At 73.9% G+C, this 20,914-nt stretch carries 21 protein-coding genes; 16 read left to right on the top strand and 5 right to left on the bottom strand.

The window, feature by feature from the left end; genetic code table 11:
• Window positions 1-138: 138 nt before the first annotated feature.
• The 4 genes from mmpB to ACFCLZ_RS23605 all read left to right on the top strand — a co-directional run bounded on the left by mmpB (window position 139) and on the right by ACFCLZ_RS23605 (window position 3,893).
• Window positions 139-264: a morphogenic membrane protein MmpB gene (gene mmpB, locus ACFCLZ_RS23620; RefSeq protein ID WP_380278998.1), complete on the top strand. Its 126-nt coding sequence runs from the start codon at window positions 139-141 to the stop codon at window positions 262-264.
• A gap of 46 nt (window positions 265-310) precedes the next feature.
• The gene (locus ACFCLZ_RS23615; protein ID WP_380278996.1) at window positions 311-910 is read left to right on the top strand and encodes a nucleoside triphosphate pyrophosphatase; all 600 of its coding nucleotides are present in this window, start codon (window positions 311-313) and stop codon (window positions 908-910) included.
• Between the two features lie 190 nt (window positions 911-1,100).
• The gene (locus ACFCLZ_RS23610; protein ID WP_380278994.1) at window positions 1,101-1,877 is read left to right on the top strand and encodes a hypothetical protein; all 777 of its coding nucleotides are present in this window, start codon (window positions 1,101-1,103) and stop codon (window positions 1,875-1,877) included.
• Between the two features lie 243 nt (window positions 1,878-2,120).
• On the top strand, window positions 2,121-3,893 hold the full coding sequence (locus ACFCLZ_RS23605) for an acetyl/propionyl/methylcrotonyl-CoA carboxylase subunit alpha (protein ID WP_380278992.1): 1,773 nt from the start codon (window positions 2,121-2,123) through the stop codon (window positions 3,891-3,893).
• Between the two features lie 175 nt (window positions 3,894-4,068).
• On the opposite strand, the gene ACFCLZ_RS23600 is transcribed toward ACFCLZ_RS23605, so the two are convergent.
• Together ACFCLZ_RS23600 and ACFCLZ_RS23595 are read right to left on the bottom strand one after the other, a co-directional pair.
• Complete coding sequence (locus ACFCLZ_RS23600; protein ID WP_380286250.1) at window positions 4,069-5,040, bottom strand: DeoR/GlpR family DNA-binding transcription regulator; 972 nt, start codon at window positions 5,038-5,040, stop codon at window positions 4,069-4,071.
• A 236-nt stretch (window positions 5,041-5,276) separates the two neighbouring features.
• Window positions 5,277-6,731, bottom strand: coding sequence for an NAD(P)H-quinone dehydrogenase (locus tag ACFCLZ_RS23595; RefSeq protein WP_380278990.1), 1,455 nt, complete (start codon window positions 6,729-6,731; stop codon window positions 5,277-5,279).
• Window positions 6,732-6,809: 78 nt separating this feature from the next.
• On the opposite strand from ACFCLZ_RS23595, the gene ACFCLZ_RS23590 reads away from it, so the two are divergent.
• The 3 genes from ACFCLZ_RS23590 (at window position 6,810) to ACFCLZ_RS23580 (ending at window position 10,172) form a co-directional block, all read left to right on the top strand.
• Window positions 6,810-7,247: a gamma-glutamylcyclotransferase gene (locus tag ACFCLZ_RS23590; protein WP_380278988.1), complete on the top strand. Its 438-nt coding sequence runs from the start codon at window positions 6,810-6,812 to the stop codon at window positions 7,245-7,247.
• A gap of 134 nt (window positions 7,248-7,381) precedes the next feature.
• Window positions 7,382-8,203 carry a purine-nucleoside phosphorylase gene (locus tag ACFCLZ_RS23585; RefSeq protein ID WP_380278986.1) on the top strand — a complete coding sequence of 274 codons (822 nt, stop codon included), beginning with the start codon at window positions 7,382-7,384 and terminating at the stop codon, window positions 8,201-8,203.
• 244 nt (window positions 8,204-8,447) lie between these two features.
• Window positions 8,448-10,172, top strand: coding sequence for a phospho-sugar mutase (locus ACFCLZ_RS23580; protein ID WP_380278984.1), 1,725 nt, complete (start codon window positions 8,448-8,450; stop codon window positions 10,170-10,172).
• A 59-nt stretch (window positions 10,173-10,231) separates the two neighbouring features.
• Here the strand turns inward: ACFCLZ_RS23580 and ACFCLZ_RS23575 are convergent, their stop codons facing one another.
• Window positions 10,232-10,918, bottom strand: a complete 687-nt coding sequence (locus tag ACFCLZ_RS23575) for a PH domain-containing protein (RefSeq protein WP_380278982.1) — start codon at window positions 10,916-10,918, stop codon at window positions 10,232-10,234.
• Between the two features lie 130 nt (window positions 10,919-11,048).
• Between ACFCLZ_RS23575 and deoC the strand changes: the two genes are divergently transcribed.
• From deoC to ACFCLZ_RS23550, 5 genes are all read left to right on the top strand, one after another.
• Complete coding sequence (gene deoC / locus ACFCLZ_RS23570) at window positions 11,049-12,035, top strand: deoxyribose-phosphate aldolase (RefSeq protein ID WP_380278980.1); 987 nt, start codon at window positions 11,049-11,051, stop codon at window positions 12,033-12,035.
• Between the two features lie 5 nt (window positions 12,036-12,040).
• A complete protein-coding gene (locus tag ACFCLZ_RS23565; protein ID WP_380278978.1) occupies window positions 12,041-13,525 on the top strand; it encodes an aldehyde dehydrogenase family protein in 1,485 nt (494 codons plus the stop codon).
• Window positions 13,518-14,420 carry an aldehyde dehydrogenase family protein gene (locus ACFCLZ_RS23560; RefSeq protein WP_380278976.1) on the top strand — a complete coding sequence of 301 codons (903 nt, stop codon included), beginning with the start codon at window positions 13,518-13,520 and terminating at the stop codon, window positions 14,418-14,420. Before ACFCLZ_RS23565 ends, ACFCLZ_RS23560 begins: the two co-directional genes overlap by 8 nt.
• Before the next feature lie 258 nt (window positions 14,421-14,678).
• Complete coding sequence (locus ACFCLZ_RS23555; protein WP_380278974.1) at window positions 14,679-15,089, top strand: hypothetical protein; 411 nt, start codon at window positions 14,679-14,681, stop codon at window positions 15,087-15,089.
• A gap of 47 nt (window positions 15,090-15,136) precedes the next feature.
• Window positions 15,137-15,775: a uridine kinase gene (locus ACFCLZ_RS23550; RefSeq protein WP_380278972.1), complete on the top strand. Its 639-nt coding sequence runs from the start codon at window positions 15,137-15,139 to the stop codon at window positions 15,773-15,775.
• A 213-nt stretch (window positions 15,776-15,988) separates the two neighbouring features.
• On the opposite strand, the gene ACFCLZ_RS23545 is transcribed toward ACFCLZ_RS23550, so the two are convergent.
• Window positions 15,989-16,876 carry a SigE family RNA polymerase sigma factor gene (locus ACFCLZ_RS23545; protein ID WP_380286249.1) on the bottom strand — a complete coding sequence of 296 codons (888 nt, stop codon included), beginning with the start codon at window positions 16,874-16,876 and terminating at the stop codon, window positions 15,989-15,991.
• A gap of 395 nt (window positions 16,877-17,271) precedes the next feature.
• Between ACFCLZ_RS23545 and ACFCLZ_RS23540 the strand changes: the two genes are divergently transcribed.
• The 4 genes from ACFCLZ_RS23540 to ACFCLZ_RS23525 all read left to right on the top strand — a co-directional run bounded on the left by ACFCLZ_RS23540 (window position 17,272) and on the right by ACFCLZ_RS23525 (window position 20,597).
• Window positions 17,272-17,949: a response regulator transcription factor gene (locus ACFCLZ_RS23540; RefSeq protein ID WP_350553901.1), complete on the top strand. Its 678-nt coding sequence runs from the start codon at window positions 17,272-17,274 to the stop codon at window positions 17,947-17,949.
• A 70-nt stretch (window positions 17,950-18,019) separates the two neighbouring features.
• Window positions 18,020-19,552 (top strand): ATP-binding protein, encoded by a 1,533-nt coding sequence (locus ACFCLZ_RS23535; RefSeq protein ID WP_380278970.1) that lies wholly within the window; start codon window positions 18,020-18,022, stop codon window positions 19,550-19,552.
• A complete protein-coding gene (locus ACFCLZ_RS23530; protein WP_380278968.1) occupies window positions 19,549-19,914 on the top strand; it encodes a hypothetical protein in 366 nt (121 codons plus the stop codon). The genes ACFCLZ_RS23535 and ACFCLZ_RS23530 overlap by 4 nt, the downstream gene beginning before the upstream one ends.
• 134 nt (window positions 19,915-20,048) lie before the next feature.
• The gene (locus ACFCLZ_RS23525; RefSeq protein WP_380278966.1) at window positions 20,049-20,597 is read left to right on the top strand and encodes a VanZ family protein; all 549 of its coding nucleotides are present in this window, start codon (window positions 20,049-20,051) and stop codon (window positions 20,595-20,597) included.
• On the opposite strand, the gene ACFCLZ_RS23520 is transcribed toward ACFCLZ_RS23525, so the two are convergent.
• On the bottom strand, window positions 20,564-20,914 hold the full coding sequence (locus tag ACFCLZ_RS23520; protein WP_380278964.1) for a hypothetical protein: 351 nt from the start codon (window positions 20,912-20,914) through the stop codon (window positions 20,564-20,566). The two genes, ACFCLZ_RS23525 and ACFCLZ_RS23520, sit on opposite strands and share 34 nt — an antisense overlap.

The following is a 20,914-nucleotide window of genomic DNA, read 5'->3' as shown; positions in this document are numbered from 1 at the left end:
GGCGTTCCCGGTGACTTTGCAAAGTCGTCACTTTGCAAAGTGTGGAGCAGGCCGGGCCCGACAAAAGCCCCGGATTGCCCCGAAACCTGAGTACGGATACTCAGGCGCCCCACCGGCCCGCCGGAGCACCCTGGAACGATGCTCTGGTCAGACCCCCGCGACGAGCCCTCCCCGGAAGCCCGGCGGATGCAGCGCAAGCTGCACCGGGCCGGGCACGTGCTCGCCGTTCTCGCCCTGCTGATCGCCGTTCTGCTGATGGTCTGACGATCACTGGACGACCGCCCCGGGGCGTCCCTCTACCCTGGTGGGCATGACCGACCGCCGCGCCCTCGTCCTCGCCTCCGCCTCCCCCGCCCGCCTCGGGCTGCTGCGCCAGGCGGGCCTCGACCCGCGCGTGGTGGTCAGCGGCGTCGACGAGGACGCGCTCACCGCCCCCACCCCCGGCGAACTCGCGCTCGTCCTCGCCGAGGCCAAGGCCGGGGCCGTCGCCGCCGGCCTCACCGACGGCGAGCTGGTCGTCGGCTGCGACTCCGTGCTGGAGCTGGACGGGCTGGCCCTCGGCAAGCCCGCCGACGAGACCGAGGCGCTGGCCCGCTGGCAGTCGATGCGCGGCCGGGCCGGCGTGCTGCGCACCGGCCACTGCGTGATCGACACCGCCACCGGCCGCCGGTCCTCCGCCACCGCCTCCACCACGGTGCGCTTCGGCACCCCGGACGACGCCGAGGTCGCCGCCTACATCGCCACCGGCGAACCGCTGCACGTGGCGGGCGCGTTCACCCTGGACGGCCGGTCGGCGCCGTTCGTCGAGGGCATCGACGGCGACCCGGGCAACGTCATCGGCCTCTCCCTGCCGCTGCTGCGCACGCTGCTCGCCGAGCTGGACGTCCGGATCACCGACCTCTGGGCCTGACCGCCCCGCCGACGACCGACGACGACTACCACCGACGACGGCAGGCGACGGCCGCCGACGACCGTCGAGGGTGCGCCAATCACCGGCGCAATTGTCGCCAACCACCCCGTTGACAACCTCATTTGATGCACGCTAGAAGGGCCTGCGGACCGCATCGGCGTTCCGGAGCAACGGGGGAGGTGGCGAGCGGATGACCGACAGTCTGCTCAACGTACTGCTGGGCCTGGTGGCCAGCGCGATCAGCGCCGCACTCGGCTGGCTCGGCCAGAGCCTGCGCCGAAGACGCCGGCTGGACCGGGCCAGGGCCTTCCTCGGCCTGCCCGCCGGCAGCGAGTGCCTGATCGTGGTCAACCGCAGCATCGGCACCGGCGCGCACCCCCGGACGGTCACCCGGCGCGACGCCTACGCGCTGATGGAGCTGGCCGCCCTGGTGAAGGAGTGCGGCGCGCACGCCGACCTGGTCGCGCACGACGCCGCGCCGCGCGGCCTCGGCACCAGGACCGAACTCTGCTTCGGCGGCCCCGTCTCCAACGAGCGGATGGCCGCCCACCTGGCCTGGGGCCTGCCCGGGGTGACGATCTCCAGCGACCACGCCGTCCTGGACAACACCATCACCGTCGGCGGCCGGTCCTACACCGCCGACCCGGAGGCCGGGGAGTACGTCCTGCTGGCCCGGCTGGCCACCCCCGAGGGCGGCCGCCCCGTCTTCCTGATCTGCGGACAGACCGGCATCGCCAACCACGCCGGTGTCCGCCACCTGGTGACCCACCACCGCCGACTGGCCCGCCGGTACGGCACGGACGGCACCTTCGCCCTGCTGCTCAAGGTGCCCAACCCGGCCGCCTACGGCCCCGACGTCGTCGAGCAGGTCGCCGACGTCACCGCCCGGGCCCTGGAGCGCGGACCGACCCCGCCGGGCGCGCCCGCCCGGGGCGTCCCGGTCCCCGCGCCCGCCGCCACCGCTTGAGCCCGGCTCGCGCGGCGCCCGAGTGTGGCCAAGCCCACCGCCGCGCCACGCCGCCCCCGTCACCGAGCGCGCACGCCGGGCCGCCGTGACCGCACCAGCCACCACCTGCGAGGACTCCCGTCGGGCCGCCCACCACCCGCCCGGGCGCATCACCCTCCGTGTGGGATAGTTCACAACCTGGGGCTACTCGCCGGTACTGCCCAGGAATCCATAAACTCAACGAGGTTCAAGAAGGGAGCCACAGTGCGCAAGGTGCTCATCGCCAACCGCGGGGAAATCGCCGTCCGCGTCGCCCGTGCCTGCTCGGACGCCGGTATCGCCAGCGTCGCCGTCTACGCCGAGCCGGACCGGGATGCGCTGCACGTCCGCGCGGCCGACGAGGCTTACGCGCTGGGCGGCGACACCCCCGGCACCAGCTACCTGGACATCGCCAAGGTCCTCCAGGCCGCCGCCGACTCGGGTGCGGACGCCGTCCACCCCGGCTACGGCTTCCTGTCGGAGAACGCCGACTTCGCCCAGGCCGTGCTCGACGCGGGCCTCACCTGGATCGGCCCGCCGCCGCAGGCCATCCGCGACCTCGGCGACAAGGTGACCGCCCGGCACGTGGCGCAGCGCGCCGGTGCCCCGCTGGTGGCCGGCACGCCGGACCCGGTCTCGGGTGCCGACGAGGTCGTCGCGTTCGCCCAGGAGAACGGCCTGCCGGTCGCCATCAAGGCGGCGTTCGGCGGCGGCGGCCGCGGCCTGAAGGTCGCCCGCACGCTGGAGGAGATCCCGGAGCTGTACGAGTCCGCGGTGCGCGAGGCGGTCGCCGCCTTCGGGCGCGGCGAGTGCTTCGTCGAGCGCTACCTGGACAACCCGCGGCACGTCGAGACCCAGTGCCTGGCCGACAAGCACGGCAACGTGGTGGTCGTCTCGACCCGTGACTGCTCGCTGCAGCGCCGGCACCAGAAGCTGGTCGAGGAGGCGCCCGCGCCGTTCCTGACCCCGGAGCAGAACGCCGAGCTGTACCGGGCGTCGAAGGCCATCCTCAAGGAGGCCGGCTACCAGGGCGCCGGGACCTGCGAGTTCCTGGTGGCGCTGGACGGCACGATCTCCTTCCTGGAGGTCAACACCCGCCTGCAGGTGGAGCACCCGGTCACCGAGGAGGTCACCGGGATCGACCTGGTCCGCGAGATGTTCCGGATCGCGGACGGCGAGGAGCTCGGGTACGACGACCCGGAGGTGCGCGGCCACTCGTTCGAGTTCCGCATCAACGGCGAGGACCCGGGCCGCAACTTCCTGCCGGCGCCGGGCACGGTGACGCTGTTCGCGCCGCCGTCCGGCCCGGGCGTGCGGCTGGACTCGGGCGTGGAGACCGGTTCGGTGATCGGCCCGGCCTGGGACTCGCTGCTGGCGAAGCTGGTCGTGTCCGGCCGCGACCGCAAGCAGGCGCTGGAGCGGGCGAGGCGCGCGCTGGCGGAGTTCAAGGTCGAGGGCATGGCGACGGCCATCCCGTTCCACCGCGCGGTCGTCACCGACCCGGCGTTCGCGCCGGAGGTGCACGGCGGGGACGGGCCGTTCAAGGTCTTCACCCGGTGGATCGAGACCGAGTTCGACAACACCATCCCCGCGTTCGCCGGTGCGGCCGGCGAGGGCGAGGAGGCCGAGGGCCGGGAGACCGTGGTCGTCGAGGTCGGCGGCAAGCGGATCGAGGTCTCGCTGCCGTCCTCGCTGGGCGTCCCGACCGCTCCGGCCGCCGGTGCGGGGGCCGCGAAGGCCAAGCGCCGGGTGGGTGCGAAGAAGGCCGGCTCGGCGGTCAGCGGTGACACGCTGGCGTCGCCGATGCAGGGCACCATCGTGAAGGTCGCGGTCGAGGAGGGCCAGGTCGTCGCGGAGGGCGAGCTGATCGTCGTCCTGGAGGCGATGAAGATGGAGCAGCCGCTGAACGCGCACAAGGCGGGCACCGTCGTCGGCCTCAAGGCCGAGGTCGGGGCGAGCGTCTCCAGCGGCGCGGCGCTCTGCGAGATCAAGGACTGACGCGTCCCGCGTCTTTGCCGCCGGTCCGTACACCTTCGGGTGTGCGGACCGGTCGTGTTCTCGGCGGTGGTGCGGGCGCTCGGGGTCGTACGGGTGGTGCGGGTCGTTCCGGCGTGAGTCGTTCCGGTGCGGGTCGTTCCGGTGCGGGTCGTACGGCTGCTGCGACGGCTGGCGGTCAGCGACCGCGCGGGAGGCCGAGTTCGGCGAGCCTGGCCGGCAGCGGACCGCCCGGGCCGGCCGGTCCGCCGGGGCCGTGCACGCCCGGGCGGCGCTGGCCGGGCAGCGGGGCACCGCCGCCGGGGGGCGGCGGGACGGCGCGGCGGGCCAGCGGACCCGGCTGGGTCTGGTGGACGGGGCCGCTGCCGGTGCCGTGCACCGGGGCGTCGCCGGACGGCGGGGCGCCGAGCGGCGCGAGGTCGATCTGCACGCCGCAGTCGGCGAGCGCGTCGAGCTCGCGGGCGGTGGCGTCGTCGGCGGTGGCGTGCTCGTCGGTGACCAGGCGGGTGATGGTCTCGGTGGGGACGGTCTGGAACATGCTGTCCGCGCCGAGCTTGGTGTGGTCGGCGAGGATGATCACCTCGGCGGCCGACTGCACCAGAGCCCGGTCCACGCTCGCGGAGAGCATGTTCGTGGTCGACAGGCCGCGTTCGGCGGTCAGTCCACTGCCCGAGACGAAGGCCTTGGTGACCCGCAGCCCGTGCAGGGACTGCTCGGCCCCGCTGCCGACGAGGGCGTAGTTGGAGCCGCGCAGGGTGCCGCCGGTCATCACCACCTCCACCCGGTTGGCGTGCGCGAGCGCCTGGGCGACCAGCAGCGAGTTGGTCACCACGGTCAGCCCGGGCACCCGGGCCAGGCGCCGGGCGAGTTCCTGGGTGGTGGTGCCGGCGCCGACCACCACGGCGTCGCCCTCCTCCACCAGACCGGCGGCGAGATCGGCGATGGCGCTCTTCTCGGCGGCGGACAGGTGGGTCTTCTGCGGGTAACCGGGTTCGCGGCTGAAGCCGCCGGGGAGCACCGCGCCGCCGTGCCGGCGGTCGAGGAGCCCTTCTGCCTCCAAGGCCCGTACGTCGCGGCGCACGGTCACTTCGGAGGTCTGGACGACGCGGGCCAACTCCCGGAGCGAGACCGCTCCGTTGGCGCGCACCATTTCGAGGATCAACTGGCGACGTTCTGCTGCAAACACAGAACCGACGGTAACCTGCGTGACCGTCTGCTTTCAGGCGTTTGCTGCTAGTAGCGGGAATTGCTCACGGTGGAGCGGCGCGTGACCGTACAATGCGCGCCGTCGGTGATCCGGGACTGCGCCCGCCGTCCGGGTGACACCCGGGGCGGAGCGAAGGGCGGCCGCCGACCGGCGACCGCCCCCAACTGAGCGCCCTGGGCTCAGGATTCGCCCGATTCGCGCTTGCGGATGTGGAGCTGGCGGGCGGCCTCGGCGGTGGAGCCGGAGACCGACGGGTAGACGGTGAAGGCGCTGGCCACCTGTTCGACCGTCAGATTGGCGTCCACCGCGAGCGAGATCGAGTGGATGAGCTCGCTGGCGCGCGGGGCGACGACCACGCCGCCGACCACGATGCCGGTGCCGGGGCGGCAGAACAGCTTCACGAAGCCGTCGCGGATGCCCTGCATCTTGGCCCGCGGGTTGCCGCGCAGCGGGAGCTTGACCTCGACCGCGTCCATCGTGCCGCACTCCACGTCGGCGGCCGTGTAGCCGACGGTGGCGATCTCGGGGTCGGTGAAGACGTTGGAGGCCACGGTCTTGAGGTTCAGCGGCTGCACCGCGTCGCCGAGCGCGTGGTACATGGCGATCCGGCCCTGCATGGCCGCCACCGAGGCGAGCATGAAGACGCCGGTGCAGTCGCCGGCCGCGTACACGCCGGGGGCGCTGGTGCGGGAGACCCGGTCGACCTGGATCTGGCCCCAGTCGTTGAGCTTGACCCCGGCCTCCTCCAGGCCCATCTCGGCGGTGTTGGGGATCGAGCCGACCGCCATCAGGCAGTGGGTGCCCTCGACGACCGTGCCGTCGGAGAGGGTGACCTCGACCGTGTCCCCGATCCGCTTGACGCTCTCGGCCCGCGAGCGGCCCATCACGTTCATGCCGCGGCGGCGGAAGACCTCCTCCAGCACCTCGGCGGCGTCCGGGTCCTCGCCCGGCAGCACCCGGTCGCGCGAGGAGACCAGGGTGACCCTGGAGCCCAGCGCCTGGTAGGCGCCGGCGAACTCGGCGCCGGTGACGCCGGAGCCGACCACGACCAGCTCGCGGGGCAGCTCCTCCAGGTCGTAGACCTGGGTCCAGGTGAGGATCCGCTCGCCGTCGGGCTGGGCGTCGGGCAGCTCGCGCGGGTGGGCGCCGGTGGCGATCAGCACCGCGTCGGCGCGCAGCGACTGGACGCTGCCGTCGGGCGCGTCCACCAGCACCTCGCGGGAGCCGTCCACGGCCTGCCCGCCGGCGCCGAGCCGGCCGCGCCCGCGCAGCACGGTGACGCCGGCCCGGGTGACGGACTGGGTGATGTCGTGGGACTGCGCGATGGCCAGGCGCTTCACACGCCGGTTGACCTTGCCGAGGTCCACGCCGACCACCCGGGCCGGGCTGTCGACGGGGGGAGTGTCGTCGGCGACGATGATGCCGAGTTCCTCGTACGAGCTGTCGAAGGTCGTCATCACCTCCGCCGTCGCGATCAGCGTCTTCGACGGCACGCAGTCCGTGAGCACCGCCGATCCGCCCAGGCCGTCGCGGTCGACGACGGTCACCTCCGCGCCGAGCTGGGCGGCGACGAGCGCCGCCTCGTAGCCGCCGGGTCCGCCACCGATGATCACGATCCGAGTCACGTCAACCATTGTCCCGCACGCCGGGAGCACTGCCACGCCGGGGTCGGGGCTTCTGTCGGATCGGCAGGTGAACGTAGGCTTCCCCCCATGCCCCTTTACGCCGCGTATGCCACGAACCTCGATGCCCGGCAGATGACCCGCCGCGCTCCGCACTCGCCGCTGCGCGGCACCGGGTGGCTGTCCGGCTGGCGGCTCACCTTCGGTGGCGAGCACCTCGGCTGGGAGGGCTCGCTCTGCACGGTGGTGGAGGACGAGAAGGACCAGGTCTTCGTCTCGCTGTACGACGTGGCGCCGATGGACGAGGAGGGGCTGGACCGCTGGGAGGGCGTCCAGCTCGGCATCTACCGCAAGATCAAGCTGCGGGCGCAGACCCTGGACGGCGACGTGCCGGTCTGGACGTACGTGCTGAACGACTACGAGGGCGGCCTGCCCGCGGCCCGCTACCTGGGCCTGATCGCGGACGCGGCGGAGAGCGCCGGGGCCCCCGACGACTACGTGCTGGACCTGCGCCGCCGCCCCTGCTGAGACCGGCCCCGCCGGCCCCGGTCCACTCCCGGGCCGGGGCCGCAGCCGTGGGTCCACGCCATCCGGGTAACGATCCGGCACGTCGTACCAGGAATTTCTACGCGCGTAGCCGTTTCCCGTCTATCCTCGGACACGTGAACGCATCTCCTCAGTCGGTCGTCTCCGCCGACCCCTACGCCGCCGCCCAGGCCGCCGCCGAGCGCCTGCGCGAGCTGACCGGTGCCGAGCGCCACGACGTCGCCCTGGTGATGGGCTCCGGCTGGGTGCCGGCCGCCGACGCCCTCGGCGAGACCGTGGCGGAGTTCCCGGTCACCGACCTGCCGGGCTTCCCCGCCCCCGCCGTGGCCGGCCACGCCGGCACGATCCGCTCGGTGAAGATCGGCGAGAAGCGCGCCCTGATCTTCCTGGGCCGCAACCACTACTACGAGGGCCACGGCGTCGCCACCGTCGTCCACGGCGTGCGCACCGCCGCCGCGGCCGGCTGCGGGATCATCGTGCTGACCAACGGCTGCGGCGGCCTGCGCCCGACCTGGGTGCCCGGCCAGCCGGTCCTGATCAGCGACCACATCAACCTGACGGCCGACTCGCCGATCGTCGGCGCGAACTTCGTCGACCTCACCGACCTCTACTCCAAGCGGCTGCGCGAGCTGTGCCGCGAGGTCGACCCGAGCCTGGACGAGGCCGTCTACGTCCAGTTCCGCGGCCCGCACTACGAGACCCCGGCCGAGGTCAACATGGCCCGGGTGATCGGCGGCGAGCTGGTCGGCATGTCCACCACCCTGGAGGCCATCGCGGCCCGCGAGGCCGGCGCCGAGGTGCTGGGCATCTCCCTGGTCACCAACCTGGCCGCCGGCATGACCGGCGAGCCGCTCAACCACGCCGAGGTGCTGGAGGCCGGCAAGGCCTCCGCCGAGCGCATGGGCGCGCTGCTGGCCAAGGTGCTGGAGCGGATCTGACGCCGGCGCGGGTGCGAACGGCATGAGCCACGGGGCCCGGGGCGGGCGTGATCCGGTGATCACACCCGCCCGCGGGCCCCGTCCGCGTCCGCCGGCCCGACACGCCCACCGCGCCGCCGCCGAGCCGTACGTTTCGTCAACGCCCGTCTCCCCGGGCCCGTCCCCTCACGCCCGTCCCGCCGGACCCGGGCCGGGGCACCCTCCCCGGCCGACCACCGACGCACTTCCCGATGGAGCTGCAGCCATGACGCAGGCAACCACCACCGACCTCCTCGCCCGGGCCCGCACCTGGCTCGCCGAGGACCCGGACCCGCAGACCCGCGAGGAGCTCGCCGCGCTGCTCGCCGCCGCCGAGGACCCCGAGGCCGAGACGACGGCCAAGCTCGCCTGGGCCGACCTGGCCGACCGCTTCGCCGGCCGCCTCCAGTTCGGCACCGCCGGCCTGCGCGGCGAGCTCGGCGCCGGACCGATGCGGATGAACCGCGCCGTGGTGATCCGGGCCGCCGCCGGCCTGGTCTCCTACGTCAAGCGGCAGGGCCTCGGCGACCTCGTGGTCATCGGCTACGACGCCCGCCACAAGTCCTACGACTTCGCCCGCGACACCGCCGCCGTGGTGGTCGGCGCCGGCCTGCGCGCCGCGCTGTTCCCGCGCCCGCTGCCCACCCCGGTGCTCGCCTTCGCCGTCCGCCACCTCGGCGCGGCCGCCGGCGTGACCGTCACCGCCAGCCACAACCCGCCGCAGGACAACGGCTACAAGGTCTACCTGGGCGACGGCTCGCAGATCGTGCCGCCGGCCGACGCGGGCATCGCCGCCGGGATCGACGCGATCGGCTCGCTCCACGAGGTCCCGCTCGCCGCGAGCGGCTGGGAGACCGTGGACGAGTCGGTGGTCGAGGCCTACCTGGACCGCGCCGCCTCCATCGTCGACCCGCACAGCGCGCGTGACCTCTCCGTCGTCTACACCCCGCTGCACGGCGTCGGCCGCGACACCTTCCTGGCCGCCATGGACCGGGCCGGCTTCCCCGCGCCCACCGTGGTCGCCGAGCAGGGCGAGCCGGACCCGGACTTCCCGACCGTCTCCTTCCCCAACCCGGAGGAGCCGGGGGCGATGGACCTCGCCTTCCGCACCGCCGCCGCGGCCGGCCCGGACATCGTCATCGCCAACGACCCGGACGCCGACCGCTGCGCGGTGGCCGTCCCCGTCAACGGCGACGCCGCCGGCGGCGGACAGGGCGCGAAGGGCTGGCGGATGCTGCGCGGCGACGAGGTCGGCGCGCTGCTCGCCTCCGCGCTGGTCGCCAAGAAGGCCGCCGGCACCTTCGCCACCACCATCGTCTCCTCCACCCTGCTCGGCCGGATCGCCGAGGCCGCCGGGCTGGGCTACGCCGAGACCCTCACCGGCTTCAAGTGGATCTCCCGCGCCCGGGGCCTGCGCTACGGCTACGAGGAGGCGCTCGGCTACTGCGTCGACCCGCAGGGCGTGCGCGACAAGGACGGCATCACCGCCGCCCTGCTGGTCGCCGAGCTCGCCGCCACCCTCAAGCGGTCCGGCCGCACCCTGAGCGACCTGCTCGACGACCTGGCGCTGGAGCACGGCCTGCACGCCACCGACCAGCTCTCGGTGCGCGTCGAGGACCTCTCCCTCATCGCCGACGCCATGCGCACCCTGCGCGAGCAGCCGCCCACCGCGCTGGCCGGCCTCACCGTGACCCGCGCCGACGACCTCACCGCCGGCTCCGCCGGCCTGCCGCCCACCGACGGCCTGCGCTACCACCTGGCCGGCGACGCCGTCCGCTCCGCCCGCATCGTGGTCCGCCCCTCCGGCACCGAGCCCAAGCTCAAGTGCTACCTGGAGGTCGTCCTCCCGGTCGCCTCCGCCGCCGACCTCGCCGCCGCCCGCGTCCGCGCCGCCGAGCTCCTCGCGGCGGTCAAGCGCGACCTGGCCGCGGCCGCCGGCATCACCGTCTGACGGTCCCGGCACGCCGAAGGGGCCCGCCGGATCCGGCGGGCCCTTCGGCGAACGGCGGGTCAGGCGGCGATGACCGCGATCAGCGCCACCAGGCCGGCCAGGGTCGGGGCGATGATCCACCAGCACCAGCGGACCTCGATCGGACCGGCGGCGTCGGGGTGGGAGGCGTTGCGCTCGGCCATCTCCTGGAGGATGCCGACCACCTGGTCGGACCAGGCCCGGTTGGGGTCCGCCGAGCCCTGCACGCCCGGGCCGGACGGCTCGGCGCCCTGGCCGAACATCAGGCCCAGCCGGGAGGTGTGCTGCGGCCGCCCGGCGCGGTCCTGGGCGCGGGCCGCGCGCTTGCGCTGGCGCAGCGACACCGGCACCGCCCACACCTGGTACTTCTTGCCGTCGGCGAGCAGTTCCACCGAGTAGCCGGCGCGCAGCGCGTCCACGGACGCCCAGGGGGCGGTGATGGTGCGCAGCGGGTTGCGCACCACCAGGCGCCGCGCGTTGGCGCGCACGGCGGGGCGCAGGGTGTAGGCGACCACCGGGAGGATGAAGACCGGGACGGCGGCCAGTGACACCCACGGCGTCTTGCCGGTGCCGTTCAGGGCCGCGTCCCCGATCAGCCACCCCGCCACGGCCAGCAGCAGCACGCCGGAGATCACACCGGGAACGGAGCGGTACACGCGGTCGGCGTACACGGGCTCGCCATCGGAACCGGCCGGGCCCGGGTGGGGCCTGCCGTCGGAATCGGTCATGCCGACGATTCTGCCCCATGCCCCCCGGTATCCACAGGGGTGGCGATCACACCTCCAGGTCTCGGTCCGGCATCGATGCGTTGCGGCTCTAGCGGTTGACTACGCGCGTAGATATGCTGGTGTGGTGACTATGTCCACTCTTGCAGCCAACGCCCCAGGCGTCGCGGGCAGCGGTCTCGCGGACGTCGCGGCGTCCGAGGCCTCGCTCCGCCGCTTCCTGCACGGCCTGCCCGGTGTCGACCAGGTCGGCCTGGAGGCGCGTGCCGCCACGCTCGGTACCCGCTCGATCAAGACCACGGCCAAGGCGTACGCCATCGATCTGGCCATCTCGATGATCGACCTGACCACGCTGGAGGGCGCGGACACGGTCGGCAAGGTGCGCGCGCTGTGCGCCAAGGGCAGGAACCCCGACCCGACGGACCCGACCACCCCCCGCGTCGCCGCGATCTGTGTCTACCCGGACATGGCCGCCACCGCGAAGGCCGCGCTGCAGGGCACCGCCATCCAGGTCGCCTCCGTCGCCACCGCCTTCCCGGCCGGCCGCGCCGCGCTGCCGGTCAAGCTCGCCGACACCGCCGACGCGGTCGCCGCCGGTGCCGACGAGATCGACATGGTCATCGACCGGGGGGCCTTCCTCTCCGGCCGCTACCTGGACGTGTACAACGAGATCGTCGCCGTCAAGGAGGCCTGCCGCCGCCCCGACGGCAGCCACGCCCACCTCAAGGTGATCTTCGAGACCGGCGAGCTGCAGACGTACGACAACGTGCGCCGGGTCTCCTGGCTGGCGATGCTGGCCGGCGCCGACTTCATCAAGACCTCCACCGGCAAGGTCGCCGTCAACGCGACGCCGCCGGTCACCCTGCTGATGCTGGAGGCGGTCCGCGACTTCCGCGCGGCCACCGGCGTCCAGGTCGGTGTGAAGCCCGCCGGCGGGATCCGCACCACCAAGGACGCCATGAAGTACCTGGTGATGGTCAACGAGACCCTCGGCGACGACTGGCTGACCCCGCACTGGTTCCGCTTCGGCGCCTCCAGCCTGCTCAACGACCTGCTGATGCAGCGCCAGAAGCTGACCACCGGACGGTACTCCGGCCCCGACTACGTGACGGTGGACTGATCACCATGGCCAAGAAGAAGAACACCGAGGAGCCCGCGGTCCGGAAGCCGGCCGGCGGCCTCTTCACGTACGCCCCGGCGCCCGAGTCGCCGGCCGCGGCCGGCGACATCGCCGCCTCCCACGGCCACTTCATCGGCGGCGAGTTCGTCGACTCCTCCGGCAGCGAGGCGCTGAAGACGGTCAACCCGGCCACCGAGCAGGTGCTCGCCGAGTTCGCCCAGGGCACCGCCCAGGACGTCGACCGCGCGGTCGCCGCCGCCCGCAAGGCCTTCGCCGACTGGTCGGCGCTGCCCGGCAGCGAGCGCGCCAAGTACCTGTTCCGGATCGCCCGGATCATCCAGGAGCGCAGCCGCGAGCTGGCCGTGCTGGAGTCGATCGACAACGGCAAGCCGATCCGCGAGACCCGCGACGTCGACCTGCCGCTGGTCGCCGCGCACTTCTTCTACTACGCGGGCTGGGCCGACAAGCTGGACTACGCCGGCTTCGGCCCGAACCCGAAGCCGCTGGGCGTGGCCGGCCAGGTCATCCCGTGGAACTTCCCGCTGCTGATGCTGGCGTGGAAGATCGCCCCGGCGCTGGCCACCGGCAACACGGTCGTGCTGAAGCCGGCCGAGACCACCCCGCTGACCGCGCTGCGCTTCGCCGAGATCTGCCGCCAGGCCGGCCTGCCGAAGGGCGTCGTCAACATCGTCACCGGCGACGGCCGCACCGGCGCCGCGCTCACCGCGCACCCGGACGTCAACAAGGTCGCCTTCACCGGCTCCACCCCGGTCGGCCGGGCGATCGCCAAGCAGGTGGCCGGCACCCGCAAGAAGCTGTCGCTGGAGCTGGGCGGCAAGGCCGCGAACATCGTCTTCGACGACGCGCCGATCGACCAGGCCGTCGAGGGCATCGTCAACGGCATCTTCTTCAACCAGGGCCACGTCTGCTGCGCGGGTTCGCGCCTGCTGGTCCAGGAGTCGGTCCAGGACGAGCTGCTGGAGGCGCTGAAGCGCCGGATGGGCACCCTGCGGGTCGGCGACCCGCTGGACAAGAACACCGACATCGGCGCGATCAACTCCGCCGAGCAGCTGGCCCGGATCACCGCGCTGACCGAGGCCGGCGAGGCCGAGGGCGCCGAGCGCTGGTCGCCCGCCTGCGAGCTGCCGGGCAGCGGCTTCTGGTTCCGGCCGACCGTCTTCACCGGCGTCAGCCAGGCCCACCGGATCGCCCAGGAGGAGATCTTCGGCCCGGTGCTGTCGGTGCTGACCTTCCGCACCCCCGCCGAGGCGGTCGAGAAGGCCAACAACACCCCGTACGGCCTCTCCGCCGGCATCTGGACGGAGAAGGGCTCGCGCATCCTCTGGACCGCGAACAGGCTCAAGGCCGGCGTGGTCTGGGCCAACACCTTCAACAAGTTCGACCCGACCTCGCCGTTCGGCGGCTACAAGGAGTCGGGCTACGGCCGCGAGGGTGGCCGGCACGGTCTGGAGGCCTACCTCGATGTCTGATGTCGTGAGCCGTCTTGATGTCCTCAAGACCTACAAGCTGTACGTCGGCGGGAAGTTCCCGCGCTCCGAGAGCGGGCGGGTGTACGAGGTGACGGACGCGAAGGGCGAGTGGCTGGCCAACGCCCCGCTGGGGACCCGCAAGGACGCCCGCGACGCGGTCGTGGCCGCCCGCGCGGCGGTCAAGGGCTGGGCCGGCACCACCGCGTACAACCGCGGCCAGGTGCTGTACCGGGTCGCCGAGATGCTGCAGGGCCGGCGCGGGCAGTTCGCCGCCGAGGTGGCGCTCTCCGAGGGCATCGGCCCGAAGAAGGCCGCCGCCCTGGTGGACGCGGCGATCGACCGCTGGGTCTGGTACGCGGGCTGGACCGACAAGGTGGCCCAGATCGCGGGCGGCGCCAACCCGGTCGCCGGACCCTACTTCAACCTCTCCACCCCGGAGCCGACCGGCGTGGTCGGGATCGTCGCCCCGCAGGCCGGCTACGGGCACTCGCTGCTCGGCCTGGTGTCGGTGATCGCCCCGGCCGTCGCCACCGGCAACACCGTGGTGGTGGCGGCCGCCGCCGACGCCCCGCTGCCCGCGCTGTCGCTGGGCGAGGTGCTGGCCACCTCGGACGTCCCGGGCGGCGTGGTCAACCTCCTGTCCGGCCGGACCGCCGACATCGCGCCGACCCTGGCCTCGCACCAGGACGTCAACGCCGTGGACCTCACCGGCGCGATCGCCGCCGACGGTCCCGGCGCGGCGGGCGCGCTGGAAGCGCTCGCCGCGGATACCCTGAAGAGGGTGATCCGCCCGGACCTGGACCCGTTCGCCCAGGACTGGACGAATGCTCCCGGAACGGACCGGCTACTCTCGTTCCTGGAAACCAAGACGGTCTGGCACCCGATGGGTATCTGACCGCCAGGTCCCCGCGGCGGCCGCACTGCGTGGCCGCGAGTCGGTGACACAACTCCACAGACTGGCCGTCCCCCGTGCCCTCTCCCCCCCAGGGCCCGGACGGTCACAGGACGGACCCGCGCCTCTCCCCCCCTGGCGCGGGTCCGTCGACTTTCGTCCGACTTTCGTCGCCGCACCGCCCGCCTTTCGGCGCTCCCGCCGGCCCGCACCGCCCGGCCAGACTGGGCCGGCACCGCGCACCGAGGGGGGACGACGCTCATGGGAGAGCTGGCGGCCGAGCTGATGGCACTGTTCGCGGACGGGTTCTGGCGCACCGCGCGGGTGGCCCGCGCCCGGCGCCGGCTGGCCGCCGGACGGCCGGTGCGCATCCCCTGCTCGGCGCGCGCCGCCGGACCCGGCCCGCGCGGCGACTACGTCGGCGGCCTGCTGCGGATCGCCCCCGGCGCCCCGGCCGCCGCCTTCACCGCACGCGGCCGCGCCCGGGTCGAGCTGGCCGCGGGCGGCACCTTCCACGCCCCGGAGCCGGACGCCTGGTACGACCAGGACTGGGCCGCCACCGCCTACCGCCCACCGGGCGCCGAGCACCCCGTGCACCTCCAGGTCGACAGCCGCTACCTGCCGCTGCTGCACGCCGCGCTGACCGACCCCGGGGCGGCGCAGGACGGCTGATCCGACCGGTTTCGGCATCGGGCCCCGATGCGTCAGACTGGTGTCCCGTGAGTGACACCCCGCTGAACCCTGTGCCGATAGCCCGCGCCCGGGTGGTCCTGCTCGCCGGGCCCTCCGGATCGGGGAAGTCCTCGCTCGCCGAGCGCAGCGGCCTTCCGGTGCTCCAGCTCGACGACTTCTACAAGGACGGCGACGACCCGAGCCTGCCGCTGCTGCCCGACGGCTCGGTGGACTGGGACTCCCCGCTGTCCTGGCACCGCGAGCAGGCCGTCGCGACCATCCGCGCCCTGTGCACCACCGGCCGGGCCGAGGTGCCGGTGTACTCGATCCCGGACAACGGCCGGGTCTCCACCCGGGTGCTGGAGCTCGGCGGGGCCGGCGCCTTCGTCGCCGAGGGCATCTTCGCCGCCGAGATCACCGCCGACTGCGCCGCCGGGGAACTGCTCGGCGACGCCCTGTGCCTGCGCAACGGCTCGCTGACGACCGCCTGGTGGCGGCTGCGCCGGGACGTCCGCGAGGGCCGCAAGTCGCTGCCGGTGCTGCTGCGCCGCGGATGGCGGCTGATGCGGGCCGAGCGGGGCATCGTCGGCCGGCAGGTGGCGCTGGGCGCGCACCCGTGCGGCGGGCCCGAGGCCGGGCGCCGGATCCGCGCGGCGGCCGCCGCCGGGGAGCTGTCCGCCGTCTGAGACACCCTGCGCGCCCCGGGAACGCGGAACGGCGGGCCCGGTGCGTCTCCCCCGCACCGGGCCCGCCGCCTTCCCCGGACGGTCGCGGCCCCCTCCGGTGCCGCCGCTCCCCCGAGCCGGCGCCACCCGTACCGCGTCCGTCCTGCTACCCGTCCCCCGACGGGAGTCTCGTCCGGTCCCGCCCCCACAGCGGACCGGAACGTCTCGATCGTGCTACGCGACCAGCTCGCCGAACGCCCGCAGGGTGTCGCCCGAGGTGTTCAGCTGCTCGTCGTCGCGCAGCCGGCGCAGCGCGCGCCAGATGCTGCTCTTGACCGTGCCGACGCTGATGCCGAGCACGTCGGCGATCTCCGGGTCGGTCTTGCCCTCGTAGTAGCGCAGCACCAGCATGGTGCGCTGGTTCTCCGGCAGCTTGGCCAGCGCCTGCCAGAGCACGGTGCGCAGCTCGGTGCCGCCCATCGCGTCGGTGTCGCCGACCGTCTCCGGCAGCTCCTCGGTCGGGTACTCGTTGACCTTGCGGCGCCGCCAGGCGGAGATGTGCAGGTTGGTCATGGTGCGGCGGAGGTAGCCCCCGACCGCGGCCTTGTCGGTGATCCGGCCCCAGGCGCGGTAGGTGCTGAAGAGCGCGCTCTGCAGCAGGTCCTCGGCCTCGTAGCGGTCGCCGGTGAGGTGGTACGCGGTGGCGTACAGGGAGGCGCGGCGCTCGCGCACGTACGCGGTGAACTCCGTGATGTGGTCCTCGGCGACGGCGGGGCGCTCCCCCTGCGCGCCGTCCCGCGGTGCCTCGTCCCGCTTCGCCCCGGTGGCGGGCGCCGCCGCGGGGCTCAGCCGCAGCAGCGTCGCGCCGGCGGCCTCGCGGCCGGCCGACTCCCCCGAGTCGGCCTTCCGCAGGCCGGTTCCCCCGATGCCCCGGTTCCCCCCCAGGGCGTCCTTGCCCTCGACGCGCACGGGGAGGATCCCCCGCAGCGTCAAGGTGCCGGCGGAGTCGGCCGTGTTCCCCCGGCGGCCGATCCCGTGCAGCTCCCCCGTCCTGCCGCCGCCGCTCACCCGGCGGGCGACAGTGTTTCCACCGGTGCTGTGCGCGCACCCCCGTACGATCACGGCACCGGAGGTCTCCTCGGTCCCGGCGTCGAGCCGGGCCGTGAAGGTGGTGGCCGATGAACGCGCGGTGCGGACAGCCGGGTTGGTCCGGGTCTGAAGCGTGGCGTTCATCGTGCGCCCCCTGGGTCGGTTCGAGCGGTTCCGTTGTCGCCGCCTCGGCCGGCCGATCGGCCCGCTGTCCTGCGGCGACATCGAAAATCCTGCCCGCCGGTTGTGATGGCGCTGTCCGTCGACTGTCACAGGGCTGTCACAGGGCCGGGCCTTTCGTCCCATGCGCCCTTCCGCCGTTGACGGACGCCGGCGGCGGGTGTTCCGGTTCCCGCGCGGGCGGCGCCCGGGCCCGGGCCGGGCGGTGGGGGGGTGATTACCCGCTGCGGGTGAGCCAGAATGAGGCCGTGCCTTTCCTCCTTCTGATCGAGGACGACGACGCCATCCGCACCGGCCTCGAACTCGCCCTCACCCGCCAGGGCCACCGCGTGGCCACCGCCGCCTCCGGCGAGGACGGTCTGAGGCTCTTCAAGGAGCAGCGGCCGGACCTCATCGTGCTGGACGTGATGCTGCCCGGTATCGACGGCTTCGAGGTGTGCCGCCGGATCCGCCGCACCGACCAGCTGCCGATCATCCTGCTGACCGCCCGCTCCGACGACATCGACGTGGTGGTGGGCCTGGAGTCCGGCGCGGACGACTACGTGGTCAAGCCGGTGCAGCCGCGCGTGCTGGACGCCCGGATCAGGGCCGTACTGCGGCGCGGCGAGCGGGAGAGCTCGGACTCCTCGGTCTACGGCAGCGTGGTGATCGACCGGGCGGCGATGACGGTCACCAAGGACGGCGCGGACCTCCAGCTCACCCCGACCGAGCTACGGCTGCTGCTGGAGCTCAGCCGGCGGCCCGGGCAGGCGCTGTCGCGCCAGCAGCTGCTGCGGCTGGTCTGGGAGCACGACTACCTGGGCGACTCCCGGCTGGTGGACGCCTGCGTCCAGCGGCTGCGGGCCAAGGTCGAGGACGTGCCCTCGGCCCCGACGCTGATCCGCACGGTGCGCGGCGTCGGCTACCGGCTGGACCCTCCGGCGTGAGTGCCGCCCCCCGCCCGGCGCCGGCGATATCCCGCCGCGCGCGCTGACCCTTCCGCAACGACAGGCTCCTGTGACTGACCATCAGACGACGGCCCGGTTCTCCTCCGGCCCGTGGCGACGGCTGCGCTCGCTGCGCGTGCGGCTGATCGCGGTGTTCGCCGCGGTCGCCCTGCTCACCGCCGTCTCGGCCTCCGGCATCGCGTACTGGCTCAACCGCGACGCGGTGCTCAAGCGCGCGCAGGACACCGCGCTCAACGACTTCCGGGTCTCGCTCAGCCGCAATGTGTCGAACCTGCCGCTGAGCGCCACCTGCGAGGACCTGAACGCGCTGGCGAGCACCGTGGCCAGCTCCGGTCTCAGCTACGACGTGGTGGTGGCGGACCCGGCGCTGCCGGACTGCATCGCCTCCTCCAGCCCCGCCCAGTACACGCTGGCCAACGTGCCGACCGCGCTGCGGACCGCGGTCGGCAAGCCGCGCGAGATCACCGAGTCCAACCAGTACACGTACCACCTGTACTGGCAGCGGCAGAACCTCGACGGCCGGCCGTTCGTGATCGGCGGCACCAAGGTGGTGCCGACCGGCCCGACCGCGTACATGTTCAAGTCGCTGGAGAACGAGCGGGCCGACCTCAACACGCTCGGCTGGTCGCTGGCGATCGCCACGCTGCTGGCGCTGATCGGCTCGGCGCTGCTCGCGCAGGCGGCCTCGGCGACGGTGCTGCGGCCGGTCCGGCGGCTCGGCGACGCGGCGCGCAGGCTCGGCGAGGGCCACCTGGACACCCGTCTCGAGGTCGAGGGCTCGGACGAGCTCGCCGACCTGGCGCGGACCTTCAACCGGACCGCGGAGTCGCTGCACGAGCAGGTCGAGGAGCTGAGCGCGCGCGAGGCGCAGAGCCGGCGGTTCGTCGCCGACATGTCGCACGAGCTGCGCACCCCGCTGACCGCGATGACCGCCGTGACGGACATCCTGGAGGACGAGGCGCAGTCGCTGGACCCGATGATCGAGCCGGCGGTGCGGCTGGTGGTCAGCGAGACCCGCCGGCTGTCCGACCTGGTGGAGAACCTCATGGAGGTGACCCGCTTCGACGCCGGTACGGCCAAGCTGGTCGCCGACGAGGTGGACATCGCGGACCTGATCATGTCCTGCATCGACGGCCGGGCCTGGTACGACGCCGTCGAGCTGGACGCGCCGCGCGGCGTGCGGGCGGTGGTCGACCCGCGCCGGCTGGACGTCGTCTTCGCCAACCTCATCGGCAACGCGCTCAAGCACGGCGGCTCGCCGGTGCGGGTGCGGGTGCGCGAGGACGGGGACAGCGTGGTCGTCGAGGTGTCGGACAGCGGTCCGGGCATCCCGGAGGACGTCCTGCCGCACGTCTTCGACCGGTTCTACAAGGCCGACAAGGGGCGGGCGCGCTCGGAGGGCAGCGGCCTGGGCCTGTCCATCGCGATGGCCAACGCGCAGATCCACGGGGGCACCATCACGGCCGCGAACGGCGAGGTCGGCGCGGTGTTCACGCTGACGCTGCCGCGGACCCCGTCGCCCGCGCCGACGGCCGACACCGCCTCCGGCTCCGGCTCCGCCACCGAGGAGAGTGCCCAGTGATCCGCGTCCGTCGACGACGCCCGTTCGCCCCCGCCGTGCTGCTGGGGCTGGCCGCGCTGGCCGCCGGCTGCGGCATCCGCCCGACCGCCGTCCCGGTGGACGCGGGCGCGCCGGCCAGCCGGACCGCCTGCCCGACGGTGGCGCGGATACCCACGGCGCCGAGCGCGCCGTCCCCGGCCGGCGGGGCTGGCGCGGGCGCGGGCGCGGGCGCGGGCACCCAGACCCCGGCGCACGCCGCCGCGGCGCGGGCCGGCTCGCCGTCCCCGTCGCCGTCGCCCGTCGTGGTGTCGCCGACGCCGGCGGACAACGTGTTCGGCGCGTTGCCGTCGCCCACGGCCTCCACCACGCCGCCCTGCCGGTAGGCCCGCCGGGGCCCGCGCCGGGCCCCGGCGCGCGGCGCAAAGTTCACACCGGGCATGGAACCGTCACGCCGTCGGCGCACGTCTTTCCCCCCGTGCAGCGAGATGGCACCAGGCCACGCGAGGAGCGGGCCGGCGTGCGGACCGAGACCGGACGGGCGACGGCCGTCCAGCGATCCCAGCGTCCACTACGGGTGGTGGGCCTGCTGGGCCTCACCGTCCATCTGCTGCTGGCGGGTTGGATGGTGCTGAGACCACTGCCGGTGGCCTGGGTCTACGACGCCAACCTGACGCCGCTGGCCTCGCTCCGCTCCTCCAGCGCGGGCCAGGTGTGCGGCGAACTGCTGCTGCTCTCCCCGCTCGGCCTCTTCCTCCCGCTCGCCGGGGGCCGTCTGACCACCCGTTGGCTCCCGTCCTTCCTGCGCACCACCGGCGCCTCGGCCCTGCTGGCCACCGCGCTGGAGTTCCTCTCCTCCTGGGCCCCGGGCCATGTGCTCAACGTGGACCACATCCTGCTCGCCGTCGTCGGCGTCGCCGCCATCCACCTCGCCCTGGTCCCCGCCGGCCGCTCCTTCCTGCTGCGCCACGCCACGACGCCCCGGGTGCCGGCAGCCGTTCCCGCGCCCGCGCCCGCCCCGTCGGCCCCCGCCGTCTACCCGGAGCCGGTCTCCAGCCACGGGCACTGAGGTTCGGAGCTGCTCGCCGGGCACCACGGCCACTCGGCGGCCGCGCACGGCCCGGCGTCGATCAACTCACCCTCGCCGGGGGCCGAACGGCCGCACTCGCGGCACGACAGCGCGACCTCGGCCCCGGCCCCGCGCAGCCGCTCCGCCGTCCGGCGGACGTCGCTCAGGCAGCCCTGGTCGACGCGGACCGGAGCCCGGTCCAGCAGGCACTTGATCTCCCAGAGGTTCGACTCGCCCCGCGCACGGAGCAGCTGGTAGACGGCGATCCGGCGCTCACCCACCCGGGTGATGACGGCGTCGAACCGCGGCTCCTCCAT

The sequence above is a fragment of the Kitasatospora purpeofusca genome, assembly GCF_042691725.1.
Classification (GTDB): domain Bacteria; phylum Actinomycetota; class Actinomycetes; order Streptomycetales; family Streptomycetaceae; genus Kitasatospora; species Kitasatospora purpeofusca_B.
The sequence above is the reverse complement of the archived record's forward strand: the minus strand, read 5'-3'. Positions and strand labels throughout refer to the sequence as shown.